The following is a 19,245-nucleotide window of genomic DNA, read 5'->3' as shown; positions in this document are numbered from 1 at the left end:
ACGCGTTTATTCTACCTTCGGATGATAAATTTTTCATCGCATAATTTTATCACCGCGTGAAACACCGACGATCCCTGAGCGTACAACTTCAACAATTTCAGCAACACCACGTACTGATTCGATGAAAGCATCCAGTTTTTCGCTTGTTCCCGCTAGCTGAACGGTATAAAGCGTTGGAGTGACGTCAACAATTTGTCCACGGAAAATATCCGCACAACGCTTCACTTCGTCACGCCCATATCCAGAGGCTTGTAGCTTCACTAACATGATTTCACGTTCGATATGTGCTGACGCCGTCAGCTCACTGACACGCAACACATCAACCAATTTATGCAGTTGTTTCTCAATTTGCTCAAGAACCTTTGCATCCCCTTTCGTTTGGATAGTCATACGTGACAAGGTTGGGTCATCTGTTGGTGCAACGGTCAAACTTTCAATATTATAACCACGCTGAGAAAACAGACCGATGACACGGGACAAAGCACCTGATTCATTTTCTAATAAAACGGATAAAATACGACGCATGATCAGGTCCTCTCTGTTTTGCTCAACCACATTTCATCCATTGCACCACCACGGATCTGCATTGGATAAACGTGCTCAGTTTCATCAATATTGACATCAACGAAGACTAATCGCTGATTTTCATTCACTTCAACAAGGGCTTGTTTTAGTTTTTCTTCCAGTTCATCAGGTGTTGATATTGAAATACCAACGTGGCCATACGCTTGCGCTAACTTGATGAAATCAGGCAATGACTGCATGTAGGATTGTGAGTGACGGCCTTGATAAATCATATCCTGCCACTGCTTTACCATACCTAAGAAACCGTTGTTTAAATTGAGAACCAAAACCGGTAAGCCATATTGCAGAGCGGTTGAAAGCTCTTGGATGTTCATCTGGATGCTGCCATCCCCCGTCACACAGACAACGGTTGATTTTGGATGCGCTAATTTCACCCCTAATGCGGCAGGCAAACCAAATCCCATCGTTCCAAGCCCTCCTGAGTTTATCCAATGGCGAGGTTTATCAAAGGGATAATACAATGCAGCAAACATTTGGTGCTGCCCAACGTCAGACGTCACATAGGCTTCACCTTTTGTTAAACGGTAAATCATTTCAATGGCTTGTTGTGGTTTAACTTTGGTTTGGCTTGTTTCGTAGCGTAAGCATTGTTTACTACGCCATTGTTCAATTTCTTTCCACCATGAGGTGAGTGCTTGGCTATCTTGTTTAGCTGAAGCTTGGTCTAACTGACCTAACATTTGCTTTAATGTGAGTTTCGCATCACCCACGATTGGGATATCCGCATTAACTGTTTTTGAAATAGACGTTGGGTCAACATCAATTTGAATGACTGTCGCATTTGGGCAGTATTTTTCTAAATTGTTCGTTGTTCTATCATCAAAACGAACCCCAACGGCAAAAATCACATCAGAGTTGTGCATAACCTTGTTGGCTTCGTATGTTCCATGCATTCCAAGCATCCCGACAGACTGCTTGTGAGTTTCTGGGAAAGCCCCTAATCCCATTAAGGTTGATACCACTGGTAATTGCAGTTTTTCTGCCAACTCAATAAGTTCAGCAGAGCAATTCGCGTTAATCGCACCCCCGCCAATATAGAAAACTGGTTTTTTTGCCGAAACCAATTTGGTTAATGCTTTTTTGATTTGCCCTTTGTGACCTTGCAACGTTGGGTTATAAGAACGCAAAGAAACGTTTTCGGGATAACGGTAAGCAAACTTTAAGGCAGGGTTAACGGTGTCTTTAGGGAAATCAATCACTACAGGACCGGGGCGCCCACTTGCCGCAATATAAAAAGCCTTCTTAATAGTTTCAGGAATTTCTTCTGCGCTTTTAATTAAAAAACTGTGTTTAACTATTGGCCTTGAGATCCCAACCATGTCGCACTCTTGGAACGCATCATTACCAATTAGCGAGCTTGCGACCTGCCCCGATAACACCACCATCGGTACAGAATCCATATACGCGGTCGCAATACCAGTAATAGCATTCGTTGCCCCAGGGCCGGATGTCACTAACACGACCCCCACATCCCCTGTTGAACGTGCATAACCATCAGCCATATGCACCGCAGCCTGTTCATGACGCACTAATATGTGTTCTACCCCGCCAACTGTATGAAGTGCATCATAAATATCTAATACTGCACCGCCTGGATAACCAAACACGTGCTTTACTCCTTGGTCAATCAACGATTTGACGACCATTTCCGCTCCCGACAACATCTCCATGAGTTTGCCCCCAGACATTATTTGCAAGTGAAGAGGTATGATCTACCCCTTTATTTTTATCATTTAAATTATGAAATTCGTGCTATTAACATATCGCTCTGGCTGAAACGAAGCAAACACCATTTCAGTGCAAGGATCACGAAACTTTCACATCATCTTGAACATGGGTATTTGATAGATAAATTGACTGCAGATAAAAATAATGGGAGGAAAAATGACTGGTATGAATGAAAATACAGTGCCAATTTAATTAGTTGGCACCGTTAAAATTGTGATATTAAGCGATTATCTGAATAAATTGATAAAAATAGAACAAAAACAAGGCCCAGCCTACCCATAATACGGGTAAGCCAGGTTACTTAAGTTATAAATTATTCTTTGTACATTGATTCAATTTCTAATTGATAGCGCTCAGAAATAATTTTACGTCGCAGCTTTAAAGTCGGTGTTAATTCGCCTTTTTCCATTGAAAAAGTTGTGGGTAACAAAGTAAAGCGCTTAACTTGGTGGAAGTTTTCGATATTTTTCTGTAAATCTCTTAAACGGTTTTCAAATAATGCCACAATATTCGAGTCTTTTAAGAGTTCTAAACGATCCCGATATTTCAAATTTATTGAGTTCGCATATTCTTCTAGGCTCTCATAGCAAGGTACGATCAGCGCTGAAACAAACTTGCGTGCATCAGCAATGACTGCAATGTGTTCAATAAACTTGTCTTGCCCTAATACGCCTTCAATCATTTGTGGTGCAATATATTTTCCGTTAGACGTTTTCATTAAATCTTTTAGTCTATCTGTAATATATAAATTGCCTTGTTCGTCAATTTTCCCTGCATCACCCGTTTTAAGCCAGCCATCTGCTGTAAACGTATCTAAGGTTTCAATCGGGCGGTTGTAATAGCCTTTCATAACCACCGGCCCTTTCACTTGTATTTCATCGTCCCTGCCAATACGCACTGAAACAGAAGATAGCGGTGTACCAATCGAGCCTAATGGGTATTTGCCCTCTTCCCAGCAAGATACCGTGGCGCAGGTCTCTGACATACCATAGCCATATTTGATGTTTACCCCTGCGGAAAGGAAAAACGCAATCACATCGTCATCTAGACGAGCGCCTGCGGCTGGCATGAAGCGAATTCGTCCACCTAACCCTTCACGAATTTTATTGAGAACCAGTTTATCGGCTATCGGGAAAATAGCGCGGTTAACAAAAGAGGGTTTGCGGCCTTTGGCTAAGGCTTTCACACGCTGCTTGCCAAGAGATATTGCGCAGCGAAATAGCGCTCTACGCACTAGAGGCGCTTTTGCTACTTTACTTTGTATTGCTGAATAAACTTTTTCATAAAAACGAGGAACCGCACACATCACTGTTGGTTTTATCTCAGCTAACGCTTCCCGGACCTGATTCGTGTCCGTTAAATAAACGTTTAGTGCGCCGACGTGCATAACGTAAAAGCTCCACGCACGTTCAAAAACATGTGAAAGTGGTAAGAAACTTAAAGAGACATCATCCGCAGTTAGTTGTAATCGTTCGTCATGGAGATACAGTTGCGCAGCCATGTTGTAGTAATCCAACATAACGCCTTTTGGTTCTCCGGTGGTGCCTGATGTATAGATGATGGTGAATAAATCACTGAGATTATGTGCAGCGATGCGTTCATCAAGTTCTGCTTGGTATGTCGCTTGTGATTGCGCCATAAAGGTGGATAAATGCAATGTGTCGATTGAGATATCAGCTAACTCAACATTGTCATTCATCACAACAATCGTCGTTAATTGAGGGCAAAGAGCGGGTAATTGGCATGCAACTTGATATTGCGCATCGTCCCCAACAAACAGCACTCTAATATTCGCGTCATTAATAATATACGCGGCTTGCTCGATACTGCTAGTTGCATAAAGTGGCACCGTGACTGCCCTAATTTGTAGCGCGGCAAAGTCAACCAATGACCAGTTCATACTGTTATGGGCAAATAACCCAATATTTTCTTGTGCGATAACGTTTAATGCTAAGAGACGCAGAGAAATCGCTGATGTACGATCGCCTACCTCACCCCACGTTAATGAGCTTCGTTGCCCGTTATCCCATTGACTGAAAGCTATCCGGTTCGCTGATTCGTGTGCAGTGACCCTGCTACGTAAGCGATTAACCAAGTGGTATGGATATAGATTTTCAGTAATCAAAGTGTATTCCCTATAAGTCATTATCGATATAAGTTACCCGGCACATTCACAAGCACTTAACCATTCTTATTATTTCAGCTTACAAGTGTTAGCTGAATATTCGCAGTGTATCGACTAAAGAGATGCGTGAAAAGCATTTATATGTAAATTTTTTGCAAATGTTATGTCTGCAACAAAACACATCATAGGGCTAACTATAATGAGTTAATTACCTTATTGGTGTGTATATTTATAAGTGCGTCTGCAAGAACATAGAGATTGTAAGCCTTAACAAAATGACTATTTATTTTTCATCATGTCTAGGACAGCCTACAACCTCTCACAATGTTTAAATAGGCGTTCTACGCTGCTGCGGCTTGTTCAGGGAGTTCTTCAATCAATTGGTTAAATTGAGATTTCATCCATTGATGGCCTTTATCTCTAACCGTTGATTCATGCCACGTTAAATAGCAAGGTAGTGAGTCCCTAAGCCAAGGTAATGTTAATGTACGTAATTTTAGTTGGCCAAAGTAATGACCCACTAGCCATTTGGGTACAATAGCCACGAGATCCGTTTGAGCAACAATGCTCAATACACTATTTAAGTCAGTACCTTGATAGCTAATCGTATGCGATAACTCAGTATTATTGTAATAAGGTTTACTAAATGACCCCATGTTATCCATCGACATAATGGCATGACGTTCATTATTTAGTTCAATTTCAGAAATTGAATTACCAATACGTGGATGATGATTTGCAACTACTAAGACCAATTCATCATCAAATAAAACTTGATGTTGGAACTCTGCCTTTTCTAATTGGTTATAGCCAAGGAAAAAATCCATTTCTTGGTATTTTAATTGATGAGCAATCTTATTATCCATGAAAGAGTGGATAACTATATTAATATTAGGCGAGACTACCTTAAATTTTTCGACAATAATAGCAGCCAGACGAATGTCTAATGGCGAACAAATAGATAAATTAAATACTCGCTCACTATTTTGCGGATTAAAGCCTGCACTAGGTAACTCATTATGAACTAATTGTAATGCTTGCCTAATAGGCCCGAACAGTTGCTTAGCACGAGATGTCGGCTGAATACCACGCCCATAGCGCACAAACAATTCATCATTAAACATTGATTTTAAACGTGAAACTGCATTACTCACTGCTGGCTGAGACATCCCTAGAACTTGCGCCGCTTTTGTTACGTTTTGCATCTGCATCACTACGTCAAAAACCGTTAATAGGTTGAGGTCAACATTACGCAAATGAATATCGCTACTGTCTTTTTTAGCTGTTGATATTGTATCAAAATCAGTCATTTTTTACTCCACTAATATATTTATCATTTTTCATTAACGAAAAGAGTCATTCATCTTAAAAACCGACGAATATATAAATTCATTAAATATTATTCTTAAAACAACTTATAGATAATAAGCTATTTCGCTTTCCCTGCATTTATTAAAACGACGTTTATATTACTTAACCTATTAATTAAACTTGCAGTATAAATATCATTATAAAACGTAAATATTCATCAACATAATGAATGATAACCACTTATTAGCCTTTCGCTCACTCACCATAAAAATAATAAAGCAATTTTTGCAAGAAATCATAATAAATCGCATTTAGAATCAATAAATATTCTCATTATCAGATTATTTTTTAAATACTCATTTATTAGATAATTAACTTAATTAAAAAGCATTGGCGAAGATGATTTATTCCCTGTATTGAGTCTCATTTCACATCAAAACAATAAAAACCACATAAAAATCAATGAGTTTAATCAAAACAACACTCAACCACACTTAACGAAAGAATTTTACCCTTATAACTACATAGAAATCCAGATAAAACAGAAGAGATACACCAAAAAAATAGCAACAACCACCAAGCGCGAGCCATAATTCATGATTGGTAAAAATATGCTAAAAATCTATGATTGACATTAACTTTAAGATAACGTATCAATAAATACAGTTTGATTAAGATACTCAAGAGAGACAGTTAAAATGACATTTTCTATTCGCCTACTAAGCCTACTACTACTCGCATTAAATTTGCGCGGTATGCTTATGGACGAAAAATAGAAACAAACTGTCCACAAACATGAAGAACCCGCGCAACCCGCGGGTTTTTTTATGCCTGCGGCTTTGGAAGAACATAACGCTAAGTAAAAACAAAATTCGATATGAGGAACACAATATGAGCAACCAAGTCATTATCTTCGATACCACCTTACGCGACGGTGAGCAGGCATTACAGGCAAGTTTGTCAGTCAGAGAAAAATTACAAATCGCCTTCGCATTAGAGCGTTTAGGCGTTGATATCATTGAAGCTGGTTTCCCAGTCTCTTCACCGGGTGACTTCGAATCCGTTCAAACTATCGCGAGAGAAATAAAAAATAGCCGAATTTGTGCATTAGCGCGTTGTATTGAAAATGATATTGATGTGGCCGCCGAGTCATTAAAAGTTGCCGAAGCTTTCCGTATTCATATTTTCTTAGCCACCTCCAACTTGCATATGGAGAAAAAATTAAATAAATCATTTGATGGTGTAATGGATATGGCAATCAACTCCATCAAGCGCGCTAGACGCTATACCGACGACGTTGAATTCTCCTGTGAAGACGCTGGCCGTACTGATCCCGACAATTTGTGCCGCATTGTAGAAACCGCGATTAATGCAGGCGCAACCACGATTAACATTCCAGATACTGTCGGTTATACAACACCTTACCAGTTTGGTGGTATTATCACTGATTTGTATAACCGAGTACCTAATATTGATAAAGCCGTTATTTCTGTTCATTGCCATGATGATTTAGGGATGTCCGTTGCTAACTCAATCAGTGCCGTGCAAGCCGGTGCCCGCCAAGTAGAAGGTACCATCAACGGCTTAGGTGAACGCGCAGGTAATACGGCATTAGAAGAAGTGATTATGGCCATTAAATTGCGCGAACAAATGTTGAATGTGCATACCAATATTAATCACAAAGAAATTTACCGTACCAGCCAATTAGTTAGCCAATTATGTAATACACCAATCCCAGCCAATAAAGCGGTTGTCGGCAGCAACGCATTTGCTCACTCATCAGGAATTCACCAAGATGGTGTGCTGAAAAACCGTGAAACCTACGAAATTATGACGCCAGAGTCCATTGGTTTAAAAGAACAGCAATTGAATTTAACCTCACGTTCTGGCCGCGCCGCTGTTAAGCACCGTATGGAGGAGATGGGGTATCACGAAGGTAAAGATTTCAAATTGGATGAATTGTATACTGCATTTTTGAATTTAGCCGATAAAAAAGGCCAAGTCTTTGACTATGACTTAGAAGCTTTGGCTTTCTTCACAAAACAACAAGATGAGACTGACCACTTCGTCATGGACTATTTCAGTACACAATCAGGCTCGAGTATCGTCGCAACAGCGACAGTCAAAATGCAGTGTGGCGATGAAGTAAAATCTGAAGCGGCAACCGGCAATGGCCCTGTTGATGCCATCTATCAAGCCATCAGCAACATTACCCAATTCCCTATGAAATTAGTCTCTTATCAGTTATCGGCTAAAGGCCACGGTGAAAATGCATTAGGCCAAGTGGATATCGTGGTTGAGTGCCATAACCGTAAGTTCCACGGGATGGGGTTAGCGACAGATATCGTCGAATCATCAGCAAAAGCCATGGTGCATGTGTTGAATAGCATTTGGCGCTCAGAGCAAGTTGAAAAAGAAAAACAAAAAATAAATCAAGAATCACAATCAAACACAAAGGAAGCTGTTTAACAATGTCTAGTTATAAAATTGCCGTATTACCGGGTGATGGCATCGGTCCAGAAGTGATGGCGCAAGCTCACAAGGTTTTAGCTGCTATCAGCAAACGTTTTGCAGTAACAATCAACACCACTGAGTATGATGTGGGCGGTGCGGCAATCGACAAACACGGTGAGCCATTACCACAGGCCACTGTAAAAGGTTGTGAGGAAGCGGATGCTGTCTTATTTGGTTCTGTCGGTGGGCCGAAATGGGAACACTTGCCACCCGACAGCCAGCCTGAGCGTGGTGCATTATTACCTTTACGTAAGCATTTTAAATTATTCAGTAATTTACGCCCTGCTCGTTTATATCAAGCATTAGAAGCATTTTGCCCATTACGTGCAGACATCGCAGCTCAAGGCTTTGATATTCTTTGTGTGCGTGAATTAACCGGTGGGATTTACTTCGGTCAACCCAAAGGCCGTAAAGGTGAAGGCCAAGAAGAGTATGCATTTGATACTGAAGTTTATCACCGCTATGAAATCGAGCGCATTGCACGTATTGCGTTTGAATCGGCTCGCAAACGTAATAACAAAGTCACATCAATTGACAAAGCAAACGTATTGCAAAGCTCAGTATTATGGCGTGAAGTGGTCAATCAAATCGCAAAAGAATATCCAGATGTTGAACTCAGCCATATGTATATTGATAACGCAGCCATGCAAATGATCAAAGCCCCATCTCAGTTTGATGTGGTGTTATGTTCTAACTTGTTCGGCGATATCATTTCTGATGAATGTGCGATGATCACTGGCTCCATGGGCATGCTGCCTTCTGCGAGCTTGAATGAAGCAGGATTTGGTTTGTATGAACCTGCGGGCGGCTCTGCACCAGATATTGCTGGAAAAAATATTGCTAACCCAATCGCACAAATTTTATCTGCTTCCATGCTGTTAAGATTTAGCTTAGACCAAGCCGATGCCGCAGATGCCATCGAACGCGCAGTCAATAAAGCCTTAGAAGAAGGTTATAGAACATCAGACTTAGCAGGTGCAGGTCAGTCAATAAGTACCAGTGAAATGGGCGATATTATTGCTCGTTATATTGCAGAAGGGGTTTAACATGGCCAAGACTTTATATCAAAAATTGTATGATGCCCACGTTGTCCGTGAGGTCGAAAATGAAATCCCTTTGATTTATATCGATCGCCATTTGGTGCATGAAGTGACATCACCTCAAGCCTTTGACGGTTTGAGAACTAAAAACCGCCCGTTGCATCAGCCAAGTAAAACATTTGCAACAATGGATCACAACGTATCGACACAAACCAAAGATATCAATGCTTGTGGTGATATGGCCCGCATTCAAATGCAAGAATTAATGAAGAACTGTAAAGAGTTCGGCGTAACTTTGTATGATTTGAATCACCCATACCAAGGTATTGTCCATGTGATGGGGCCTGAGCAAGGTATTACTTTGCCCGGTATGACCATTGTATGTGGCGATTCCCACACCGCAACACACGGCGCATTTGGCTCATTAGCTTTTGGTATCGGCACATCTGAAGTTGAGCACGTGATGGCGACTCAAACGCTGAAACAAGCACGCGCTAAAACAATGAAAATTGAAGTCGTAGGCAAAGCTCCAGCAGGTATTACCGCAAAAGATATCGTGCTAGCCATTATCGGTACAACTGGCAGCGCAGGCGGTACTGGCTATATTGTTGAATTTTGTGGTGAAGCCATCGAAAACTTGAGTATGGAAGGCCGTATGACAGTGTGTAATATGGCTATCGAGTTAGGCGCAAAAGCCGGGATTATCGCACCGGATGAAACCACCTTTGCCTATATGAAAGGCCGCCAATTTGCACCTAAAGGCCAACAATGGGACGATGCAGTTGCTTATTGGAAAACATTAAAAACCGATGACGATGCTAAGTTCGATAAAATCATCACAATTCAGGCTAGTAGCATCGCGCCACAAGTCACTTGGGGAACCAACCCTGGGCAGGTGATTGCCATCAACCAACCGATCCCTGCTCCTGAGTCATTTGCAGACCCCGTTGAGCGAGCATCTGCTGAAAAAGCATTAGCTTACATGGGGTTAGAGTCTGGCATTAAATTATCTGACGTCAAAATTGATAAAGTCTTTATTGGCTCATGTACGAATTCACGTATTGAAGATTTACGTGCTGCCGCTGCAATTGCCAAAGGCAAAAAAGTGGCGAATGGCGTACAAGCCATTGTTGTTCCCGGATCTGGCCCTGTTAAGGCCCAAGCTGAGCAAGAAGGTTTGGATAAAATCTTTATTGAAGCAGGCTTTGAATGGCGCTTGCCGGGCTGCTCCATGTGTTTAGCGATGAATAATGACCGTTTAAACCCAGGCGAGCGCTGTGCATCAACCAGTAACCGTAACTTTGAAGGCCGCCAAGGTCGTGCTGGTCGTACCCACTTGGTTAGCCCAGCAATGGCAGCCGCTGCGGCGATTAATGGCCATTTTGCTGATGTACGTGATATTCAAATCTAAGGAGAAAATGATGGAAAAGTTTATTACACACGTCGGGATTGTCGCTCCTTTAGATGCAGCAAATGTTGATACTGATGCCATTATCCCTAAGCAATTTTTACAAAAAGTCACGCGGACGGGTTTTGGCCAACATTTGTTTAATGACTGGCGTTTTTTAGATGAGAACGGGCAACAGCCTAATCCTGATTTCGTATTAAATAAACCGGTTTTCAAAGGGGCAAGTATTTTATTAGCTCGCGAAAACTTTGGTTGCGGTTCATCCCGTGAGCACGCACCTTGGGCATTAACTGACTTTGGTATTCAAGTGGTTATCGCCCCAAGTTTTGCTGATATTTTTTATGGTAACTCGTTCAATAACCAATTATTACCAATTAAATTAAGTGAAACCGAAGTGGATGAGCTGTTTAATTATGTTAATAGCCATGAAGGTTGCCAATTTACGGTGGACTTAGAAGCCCAAACCGTGACCGCAGGAGATAAAACCTATCATTTTGAAATCGACAGCTTCCGCCGCCACTGCATGATGAATGGTTTGGATAGCATTGGTTTGACACTGCAATATGTCGACCAAATCAAGGATTTTGAAAGCAAGATCCCATCATTTATGCAATAAATCCTTTTCTACGCCTACTTTGGTGGGCGTAGTTCCTCTTTTATCTCACATTTTTTGTTATATAGCCGCTTTTCATCTCAAAAATGCGGAATTAATCCTTCTTAACAAATTTACTCTCCCAAACTGCTTCCTCATTAAATTTTTCCTGTATAATTAACCTAAATATTTTGCCCACCACAAAATTTACTTTTACTTTTACTTTTACTTAACTATTTTTTCTAAATAGTTTGTGTTGTGGCAAGGCGGCAAACGAGGATATCCCTAGGAGCATACACCAGTATGTGACTAGGGTAGCGGAGTGAAGCCAACACAGCCACGGCGCAAAATATGACGAAAAAATAAGTATGTGACGGCGATAGCTGAGCGCAGCCAACACAGCCACGGCGCAAAATATGACGAAAAAATAAAAAAAAGCCGGTAAAAACCGGCTCGGTGATAAACACCATTACTCTAAATGGGGGAGTCGGTCGGCAACATGCAGACCAAACGAGCTACTTACTGCCTTCTATTATCGTGAGATTTTAGGAAATTAAAATTGATGTGTTTTTTGCCGGAGTTCCTCTTTTATGTCTAATTCGCGATTACAAACCCAATTTATTCGTCTCTGGCAACATTTTCAGGGCCAAGACAGTGAAACAACGCTGCAAGATATCGCTGATACGCTGTTTTGCTCTCGCCGTCATGTTCGGACACTGCTTAATAATATGCAATCACACGGTTGGCTTAGCTGGCAAGCAGAGTCTGGTCGAGGAAAGCGCTCCACTCTTATTTTCCATGTTAATGGCTTAGAGCTACAACAGGCACAGGCTGAACAATTACTCAAAGAAGAAAGTATTGAGAAATTGGTTGCACTGGTTGGTGATAAGGAAACCATTCGCCAAATGGTATTGTCTGAACTGGAACGCAGCTATCGACAAGGTAAAAACTTATTACGGATTATTTATTATCGTGATTTTCCGACACTGCTTCCCGGTGCGCCAATGCGCCGCTCAGAAATTCACTTAATGAGCCAAATATTTAATGGCCTTACCCATATAAATGAGGAAAAAGGGGAAGTGGAAAATGGCCTTGCCCACCATTGGCAGTCCGTCAATGAGACCCAATGGCGTTTCTATTTACGCCCCGCTATTTATTTCCATCATGGGCGAGAAATGGTTGCTGACGATATTATCTATTCCCTTTTACGCTTAAAAACCTGTTGGCCTCTGTTCTCTCATATACAATCCGTCAGCTCACCACACCCTTATGTTATTGATATCACGTTAAGTGAGCCTGATAAACAACTGCCTTGGTTGTTAGGCAGCCATCATGCGGCTATTTTACCGAAGGAGTGGGAGAGCCTAGAAAATTTTAGCCGTTGCCCAATCGGCACGGGTCCTTATCAAGTGGAAAAAAACTTGCCACAAAAACTCACTATTACGGCTTTTGACCGCTATTTTGGTTATCGTGCGCTGCTTGATGAAGTGACTATTTGGGTGGTTCCTGAACTCTCAGAACAAATGGTTTGTACGACATTAAAAATGGATGGTGATAAGCACCATAATGGCTCGCTCGAAAGCCGTATGGAAGAAGGCTGTTATTTTCTGTTAATGGACCAGCGTTCAACCATTACTCAGCGTGAAGATGTCCGTAAATGGTTGTGTAGCTTTTTAACCCCAATTAACCTGCTTGCCCACTGTGAGCCGTTTTATCAGCGCCATTGGGCCCCTGCTTATGGCCTGTTACTCCATTGGCACCACAGTAAAATGCTAACCTTGTTCCCTAAGCCTGAAGATTTAACAGAGCTAACTGTCACTTTTTATCGCAACCACCATGAGTTCTATGCGATTAGCCAAATCATGAAACGCGTGTTGCAGCAACAAGGTGTGGAGCTCAAGATCAATATTATTGATTACGATGATTGGTTTAATGGCAATGGGCAAAGTGATATCTGGTTAACAACCGCTAACTTTTTTAAACCTCTTGAGTTTTCCATTTTTGCAACCTTGTACGAAATGCCGTTGTTACGTCAGTGCCTTAATAACCCCCTCAGTGATGAACTCAATCTATGGCGTAATAACCAATTAGATGTTGAAGCTTGGTGTGAAAGCTTAATTGACTCACAAATTTTTCACCCCATCTTTCATCATTGGCTCGAACTGCAAGGCCAAAACACCATGCGCGGTGTACGGATGAACACCTTTGGCTGGTTTGATTTTAAATCCGCCTGGTTTAAACCTTCTGAGGATAACCTAACAAAATATTGATAGTTATGAACAGATAAAATGAATAATAAGGATGTTATTCACTTTTTCTGTGGATATCCATGTGAACAACCTCATGGTAATCAGGGTATATCCCCAAATCACTTTTTTATCAGAAAAAAGAAAAATTAAATAATCACTGATAAATCAAATAAATAAATAACGAAAAATCAGTTTATCCACTGACTATTTTTTTTACTAAAATGCCTAAGACTTCAACTGAGCAAAGATCAAACAACGTTGTATTTATCCACAAGATATGTGCTTAACTTACTCATATTCTGTGACTCTCGTCATAAAAACCGTTTCGTCAAGGCTGTAAATACACACAGTAATCTCGATTTTTCACAGTTATCCAGAAATCCTGTGGATAACCTAGTGCATGATCCTGTGATTATCTTGGGATGAACTTGAATAACCTCTGTAATAATTTATAATTCAGATGAATAAATAACATTATATTCATATATATCATATGGTTAAAAATACCATAGAAAAAGTGTTATACTTCTTAAGTTATATGTATTTCCACTGGCTACTTTTTATACATTACTATTCAAACCATGACGCCATTTATTGCACCGCCACCACCAGATAACGAAGCGACCTTAATGGCCCGAGCGCAAGCTCTTGCTGGCTACACGCTTGGTGAACTCGCCCAACATGCAGCGATCCCTATTCCTCCTGATCTCAAGCGAGACAAAGGCTGGGTTGGCATGTTATTGGAATATTATTTAGGCGCGAACGCGGGAAGTAAGGCAGAGCAAGATTTCGCCCATATTGGTATTGAATTAAAAACTATTCCTATTGACCGTCATGGTGCTCCACTCGAAACCACCTTTGTTTCTGTTGCACCGTTAACGGGAAATAGCGGCTTAACATGGGAAAATAGCCATGTTCGCCGCAAACTATCCCGTATTTTATGGTTTCCTATCGAAGGGGAAAGGCAAATTCCGCTCTCACAGCGCCGAGTCGCAAACCCATTAATCTGGAGCCCCTCCCCCTTAGAAGAGCAGTTACTACGACAAGATTGGGAAGAGTTAATGGATCTCATTGTGTTAGGCAAAGTGGAAAGTATCACTGCACGTCATGGGCAGGTATTACAGATCCGTCCTAAAGCGGCGAACAATAAAGCATTAACTGAAGCTATTGGTGAGTTTGGTCAACCTATTATGACGCTACCTCGTGGCTTTTATCTAAAAAAGGATTTTACAGGCCCGCTGTTAGCACGGCATTTTAGTTTATCTTAATCAACAAGGTGTCGCCTGTACCAAAGCAGACGATAAAAATTTATCACTGTTTCATTGTAGAAGGTGCACAGATGTTTGAGTGGATACTCGACCCCAATGCATGGATGGCACTTGCCACCCTAACCATATTAGAAATTGTCCTAGGCATCGATAATATTATTTTTCTGAGTATTGTGGTGAGCAAGCTTCCGAGCCACCAGCAAAATAGTGCCAGACGGACAGGCCTTATTGCAGCAATGGTGATGCGCCTTGCGCTATTGGCTTCGATTGCTTGGTTATCACGCCTTACCACCCCACTTTTTACAGTTGCTGACCATGTGGTATCTGCACGCGATCTCATATTATGCGCAGGTGGAATATTCCTTATTTGGAAAGCAAGCCAAGAAATTTTTGAAACCATTGAAGGAGAAGGTGAAAATAATCTAGCCAATAAGAAAGTGAGCTCATTTTGGAGCGCTATCGTACAAATTGCTTTATTAGACATTATCTTCAGTTTAGATTCAGTGATCACCGCGGTGGGGCTTTCAGACCACTTATTTATCATGATGGCAGCAGTGGTCATCGCTGTACTCATTATGATGCTTGCGGCCAAACCCATTGGCGACTTTGTTGAACGTTACCCTTCCGTAAAAATCTTGGCCTTATCATTTTTGATTTTAGTTGGCTTCACATTGCTGCTTGAAAGTGTTCAAGTCCATGTTTCTAAAGGCTACATTTATTTTGCTATGTTTTTTTCTATGGCAGTGCAAGTTCTCAATATCTTGCGCAGTAAGAAATGGAAAACCAGAAACCAAACTGATTAAGATGGCAATCTAACCGCTTGTTTAGCCGCTAAAATAGCCCCTTCTACCGCTTTTTTTGCTTGTGGGCTATTTTTCCAGCAGCTTGAGCCTGTTAATGCGGCTCCAGAAATTAAAATTTCATCATAGGAGGCTTCACTTAATTGTGCGAGTGAACTAAACCCCATTTGTTCTAAACGGCTAATCACCATGGGGCCAACACCTTTGACAGCCAATAAAATCTGTTTTTCTGATTCGGAAAATGCCATTTGACGATCCTCTTGTGAATGAATTGATATTTATTAAGCGAATATTTTGCATTTTACCTATTTAATACTTTAAAATTGCAACTATAACAATGCCAGTTTTAATAATTATTAACTGACCTATCTTATCACCCATCTGTACCTGCTTTGTGTTAGGAATTCACCATGTATAACGCGCCACTGACCAACCCACATCAACACACGATGCAATTACCTGATAGCCGTCAATTTTGCTGGTTTGAGTCGGGCCCTAAAACAGGCTTTCCTGTTATTTTTTGTACCGGTGCGGGTATGAGTGGTTCATTAGGATTTGGTTTGGATTTACTCGAACAACTGAATATTCGTTTGATTGTTCCTGAACGTGCGGGGCTTGGTGAGTCAACATTTCACCCTGAAAAATCATTTAAAAATTTTGCTATGGATGTTCAAGCACTGTTAGATAAGCAGTCCATTACTCAATATTCTGTCATCGGTTTTTCTCAAGGTGCTGTTTTTGCCATGGCTATCGCTCACTATTGCCAACCTATCTCACTGTCTATTGTGTCAGGGCAAGACCAATTTGAATACCCTGCAACTCGCGCAATACTCAGTGCTGATATCGTGAACATGCAAGAGCAAGCCCTTAACAGCCCTGAAGCGCTGTCTGACTGGCTATTAAAAAATGTCACTGGTGAGTGGCTATTGGCGTTTATTCTTAATTGCAGTGCAGAAATCGACCAACAACTCTACAATGAAGAACATTTCCTTGAGGCATATAGCCATTGCATGCGACGTGCTTTCGCCCAAGGCAACCAAGGTTATGTTCAAGACTTATTAATTGCATTGCAGAAATGGGAATTCGCCCCTGAAACGACCTGCGTGCCCGTCTCTTTATGGTATGGCGAACTCGATATGAGCACAGTCCATTCCCCTGATTTTGGCAAAATATTAGCCAGCCGTTTTCCCAATTGCCAACATCATTTATTAAGCGATGAGGGAGGCTCACTACTTTGGACACAAGCGGAAGCTATTTTAGCCGATATTCAGCAGCACGCTGCATAAGCAAAAACCGCGATGAGTTATTCATCGCGGCTATTATTTACACCCTAAATTCACATGAGTGAATTAACGATAGACAATCCCACCGTCAGTCAAAATAGATTGACCAGTAATATAGTCAGAGTCATCGCTTGCTAAGAATGCCACTAGACCCGCGACATCATCAGGGGTTTGAGCACGACCAAGCGCGATCCCTTCAACATATTTTTTGTAAGTTTCACCTTTTGGCGCGCCTGTAATTTCAGCGAAGCGCTCATCGATTTCCACCCACATATCAGTACCAACAATACCAGGGCAATACGCATTCACCGTTATACCTGAGCTTGCGTATTCTTTGGCCGCGGCTTGGGTTAACGCACGAACCGCAAATTTAGTTGCAGAGTACACACCTAACATCGCGAAACCATCATGCCCTGCAATAGAGGATGCATTGATGATTTTCCCTTTATGTTTACGTTCTTGGAATTTCTCGCTCGCGGCTTGAATACCCCACATGGTGCCATCTACGTTAATTTTGAAGATTAAATCCATATCTTCTTGGCGAACATCAGCGATTGGCTTAACTTGTGCAATCCCTGCGTTGTTAATCATTACATCAAAACCACCTAACTCCGCTTCTGCATGAGCCACCGCGGCAAAGACTTGGTCACGCTGACTGATATCTGCAGCAAATGTGGTAACTTTACGGCCTAATGCTTCAATTTCTTTGGCAACATCTTGGAGTTTGTCTTTTTTCAAATCCACCAATGCGATATCAGCCCCTTCTTTCGCTAAACGCAGTGCGATACCACGACCAATACCCTGCGCTGCACCAGTAACTAAAATAACTTTATTATTTAACGCCATACTTATCTCCTACTGAATAATAGCCAAATTGACTAGTCCACCAATCCTCATAAGTTAACAATAATAACAACAAGTTACAAAGTAATGATTTTTACCTACTATTCCTAACTAATAAAAAACATTTCACTATTGAGACTGTGAATATTTTTTATTTACCAAAGAAAAAGGTATGAATAATGAAATTCGAAGATAATCTTTAATAAAAATCATTCTCAATAAGATAAACAAAAAATGCTATTCCTTTAACTTTATACGATTAATAAACAATTTAATGAGGTTTGAATATAAAAAAGCCACCGAGTAGGTGGCTTTTGTTCGCGTAAACGTTAAATTGTTTATTTTTTAGCGGCTTGAATATATAACATTTCTAATGCGATAGATGCGGCGGCTAATGCTGTGATCTCAGATTGGTCATAAGCGGGAGCGACTTCCACTAAATCCATACCCACGATATTTAATGACTGTATTCCACGCAATAATTTCAATGCACGATCTGACGTTAAACCACCAATAACAGGGGTTCCCGTTCCCGGCGCAAAGGCAGGGTCAAGGCAGTCAATATCGAAAGTCAGATAAACAGGCATATCGCCAACAATCTCTTTGATCTGTGCAACCATGTCATCCACACTGCGATCATTCACCTGAGCTGCATCCAGTACAGTAAAACCATTGTCGCTGTCATGTTCAGTACGAATACCAATTTGCACTGAATGATTTGGGTCGATTAGGCCTTCTTTTGGCGCATGATAGAACATGGTTCCGTGGTCAAACTTGCTACCATTACCGTAAGTATCTGTATGTGCATCGAAATGAACTAAGGCCATTTTCCCAAAGTGTTTCGCATGAGCACGCAGCAATGGCAATGTAACGAAGTGGTCGCCACCAAAGGTCAAGCAACGTTTACCTGATTCAAGCAGTTTTTCAGTATGGGCTTGCAGTTTGTCACTCATATCTTGCGCATCACCGAAAGCAAATACCACGTCACCACAGTCAACCACATTTAAACGTTCAGTTAACTTAAAGTTCCATGGCCAGCGGTGGCTTTCCCACGCAAGGTTCGTAGAAACTTGGCGAATTGCAGCTGGCCCATGACGGCTACCAGCACGACCAGAGGTTGCCATATCAAACGGTACACCGGTGATCACCCACTCTGCATCTGAGCTATAAGGCTGAAAATTCAGCGGAAAACGTAAGAAACCAAATGCGTTAGAAACCAGTGAGTTATCAACTTGATTACCTAAAGTACTATTAATCATTTCTGTTCCTCAAAACGGGCCGGCCCATTAGCAAGCCCTTTTAATATTCAATTCGAATAGTTTTTACCTAATTAACTTCGCACAGTATAAATAATAAACAAATCATATTATTTGCACAAAGTTATTATCTGTTCAGTATCTTAATACGTTATGACTCATATAGTGCGCTAAATAGTTCGTGCTGTCGCTAGGCGGCAAAATGAGCCAATCCCTAGGAGCATACACAAGTATGTGACTAGG

15 protein-coding genes are annotated in these 19,245 nt (G+C 41.2%); 8 read left to right on the top strand and 7 right to left on the bottom strand.

Annotation, left to right across the window (positions count from 1 at the left end):
• Positions 1 to 33 precede the first annotated feature (33 nt).
• From ilvN to leuO, 4 genes are all read right to left on the bottom strand, one after another.
• On the bottom strand, positions 34 to 525 hold the full coding sequence (gene ilvN, locus PSF67_RS03425) for an acetolactate synthase small subunit (protein WP_004262045.1): 492 nt from the start codon (positions 523 to 525) through the stop codon (positions 34 to 36).
• Positions 526 to 527: 2 nt separating this feature from the next.
• On the bottom strand, positions 528 to 2,255 hold the full coding sequence (gene ilvI, locus PSF67_RS03420) for an acetolactate synthase 3 large subunit (RefSeq protein WP_102137786.1): 1,728 nt from the start codon (positions 2,253 to 2,255) through the stop codon (positions 528 to 530).
• Positions 2,256 to 2,626: 371 nt separating this feature from the next.
• Positions 2,627 to 4,459, bottom strand: coding sequence for an AMP-dependent synthetase/ligase (locus tag PSF67_RS03415; protein ID WP_195697546.1), 1,833 nt, complete (start codon positions 4,457 to 4,459; stop codon positions 2,627 to 2,629).
• Between the two features lie 320 nt (positions 4,460 to 4,779).
• A complete protein-coding gene (leuO, locus tag PSF67_RS03410; protein ID WP_102137382.1) occupies positions 4,780 to 5,748 on the bottom strand; it encodes a transcriptional regulator LeuO in 969 nt (322 codons plus the stop codon).
• 892 nt (positions 5,749 to 6,640) lie between these two features.
• On the opposite strand from leuO, the gene leuA reads away from it, so the two are divergent.
• From leuA to PSF67_RS03375, 7 genes are all read left to right on the top strand, one after another.
• Complete coding sequence (gene leuA / locus PSF67_RS03405; protein ID WP_166267630.1) at positions 6,641 to 8,218, top strand: 2-isopropylmalate synthase; 1,578 nt, start codon at positions 6,641 to 6,643, stop codon at positions 8,216 to 8,218.
• A gap of 2 nt (positions 8,219 to 8,220) precedes the next feature.
• A complete protein-coding gene (gene leuB / locus PSF67_RS03400) occupies positions 8,221 to 9,309 on the top strand; it encodes a 3-isopropylmalate dehydrogenase (protein ID WP_272676528.1) in 1,089 nt (362 codons plus the stop codon).
• Between the two features lies 1 nt (position 9,310).
• Positions 9,311 to 10,714: a 3-isopropylmalate dehydratase large subunit gene (gene leuC, locus PSF67_RS03395; protein ID WP_102137379.1), complete on the top strand. Its 1,404-nt coding sequence runs from the start codon at positions 9,311 to 9,313 to the stop codon at positions 10,712 to 10,714.
• A 7-nt stretch (positions 10,715 to 10,721) separates the two neighbouring features.
• Positions 10,722 to 11,327, top strand: coding sequence for a 3-isopropylmalate dehydratase small subunit (leuD, locus tag PSF67_RS03390; protein WP_210843298.1), 606 nt, complete (start codon positions 10,722 to 10,724; stop codon positions 11,325 to 11,327).
• Between the two features lie 566 nt (positions 11,328 to 11,893).
• Positions 11,894 to 13,573, top strand: a complete 1,680-nt coding sequence (gene sgrR, locus PSF67_RS03385; protein ID WP_102137377.1) for an HTH-type transcriptional regulator SgrR — start codon at positions 11,894 to 11,896, stop codon at positions 13,571 to 13,573.
• A 560-nt stretch (positions 13,574 to 14,133) separates the two neighbouring features.
• On the top strand, positions 14,134 to 14,820 hold the full coding sequence (mutH, locus tag PSF67_RS03380) for a DNA mismatch repair endonuclease MutH (protein ID WP_166267622.1): 687 nt from the start codon (positions 14,134 to 14,136) through the stop codon (positions 14,818 to 14,820).
• A gap of 71 nt (positions 14,821 to 14,891) precedes the next feature.
• On the top strand, positions 14,892 to 15,623 hold the full coding sequence (locus PSF67_RS03375; RefSeq protein WP_272676527.1) for a TerC family protein: 732 nt from the start codon (positions 14,892 to 14,894) through the stop codon (positions 15,621 to 15,623).
• On the opposite strand, the gene PSF67_RS03370 is transcribed toward PSF67_RS03375, so the two are convergent.
• Entirely contained in the window at positions 15,620 to 15,868 is a 249-nt protein-coding gene (locus tag PSF67_RS03370) for a helix-hairpin-helix domain-containing protein (RefSeq protein WP_166267618.1), read from the bottom strand. The two genes, PSF67_RS03375 and PSF67_RS03370, sit on opposite strands and share 4 nt — an antisense overlap.
• Positions 15,869 to 16,030: 162 nt before the next feature.
• Here PSF67_RS03370 and PSF67_RS03365 point away from each other — a divergent pair, with 162 nt between their 5' ends.
• Positions 16,031 to 16,906, top strand: coding sequence for an alpha/beta fold hydrolase (locus PSF67_RS03365; RefSeq protein ID WP_272676526.1), 876 nt, complete (start codon positions 16,031 to 16,033; stop codon positions 16,904 to 16,906).
• 63 nt (positions 16,907 to 16,969) lie between these two features.
• Here the strand turns inward: PSF67_RS03365 and PSF67_RS03360 are convergent, their stop codons facing one another.
• Both PSF67_RS03360 and speB read right to left on the bottom strand, forming a co-directional pair.
• Complete coding sequence (locus PSF67_RS03360; protein ID WP_102137372.1) at positions 16,970 to 17,749, bottom strand: acetoin reductase; 780 nt, start codon at positions 17,747 to 17,749, stop codon at positions 16,970 to 16,972.
• A gap of 335 nt (positions 17,750 to 18,084) precedes the next feature.
• Positions 18,085 to 19,005 carry an agmatinase gene (speB, locus tag PSF67_RS03355; protein WP_210848574.1) on the bottom strand — a complete coding sequence of 307 codons (921 nt, stop codon included), beginning with the start codon at positions 19,003 to 19,005 and terminating at the stop codon, positions 18,085 to 18,087.
• Positions 19,006 to 19,245: the final 240 nt, after the last annotated feature.

It is taken from the genome of Providencia sp. PROV076 (assembly GCF_028483405.1).
Taxonomy (GTDB): Bacteria; Pseudomonadota; Gammaproteobacteria; order Enterobacterales; family Enterobacteriaceae; genus Providencia; species Providencia huaxiensis.
The sequence above is the reverse complement of the archived record's forward strand: the minus strand, read 5'-3'. Positions and strand labels throughout refer to the sequence as shown.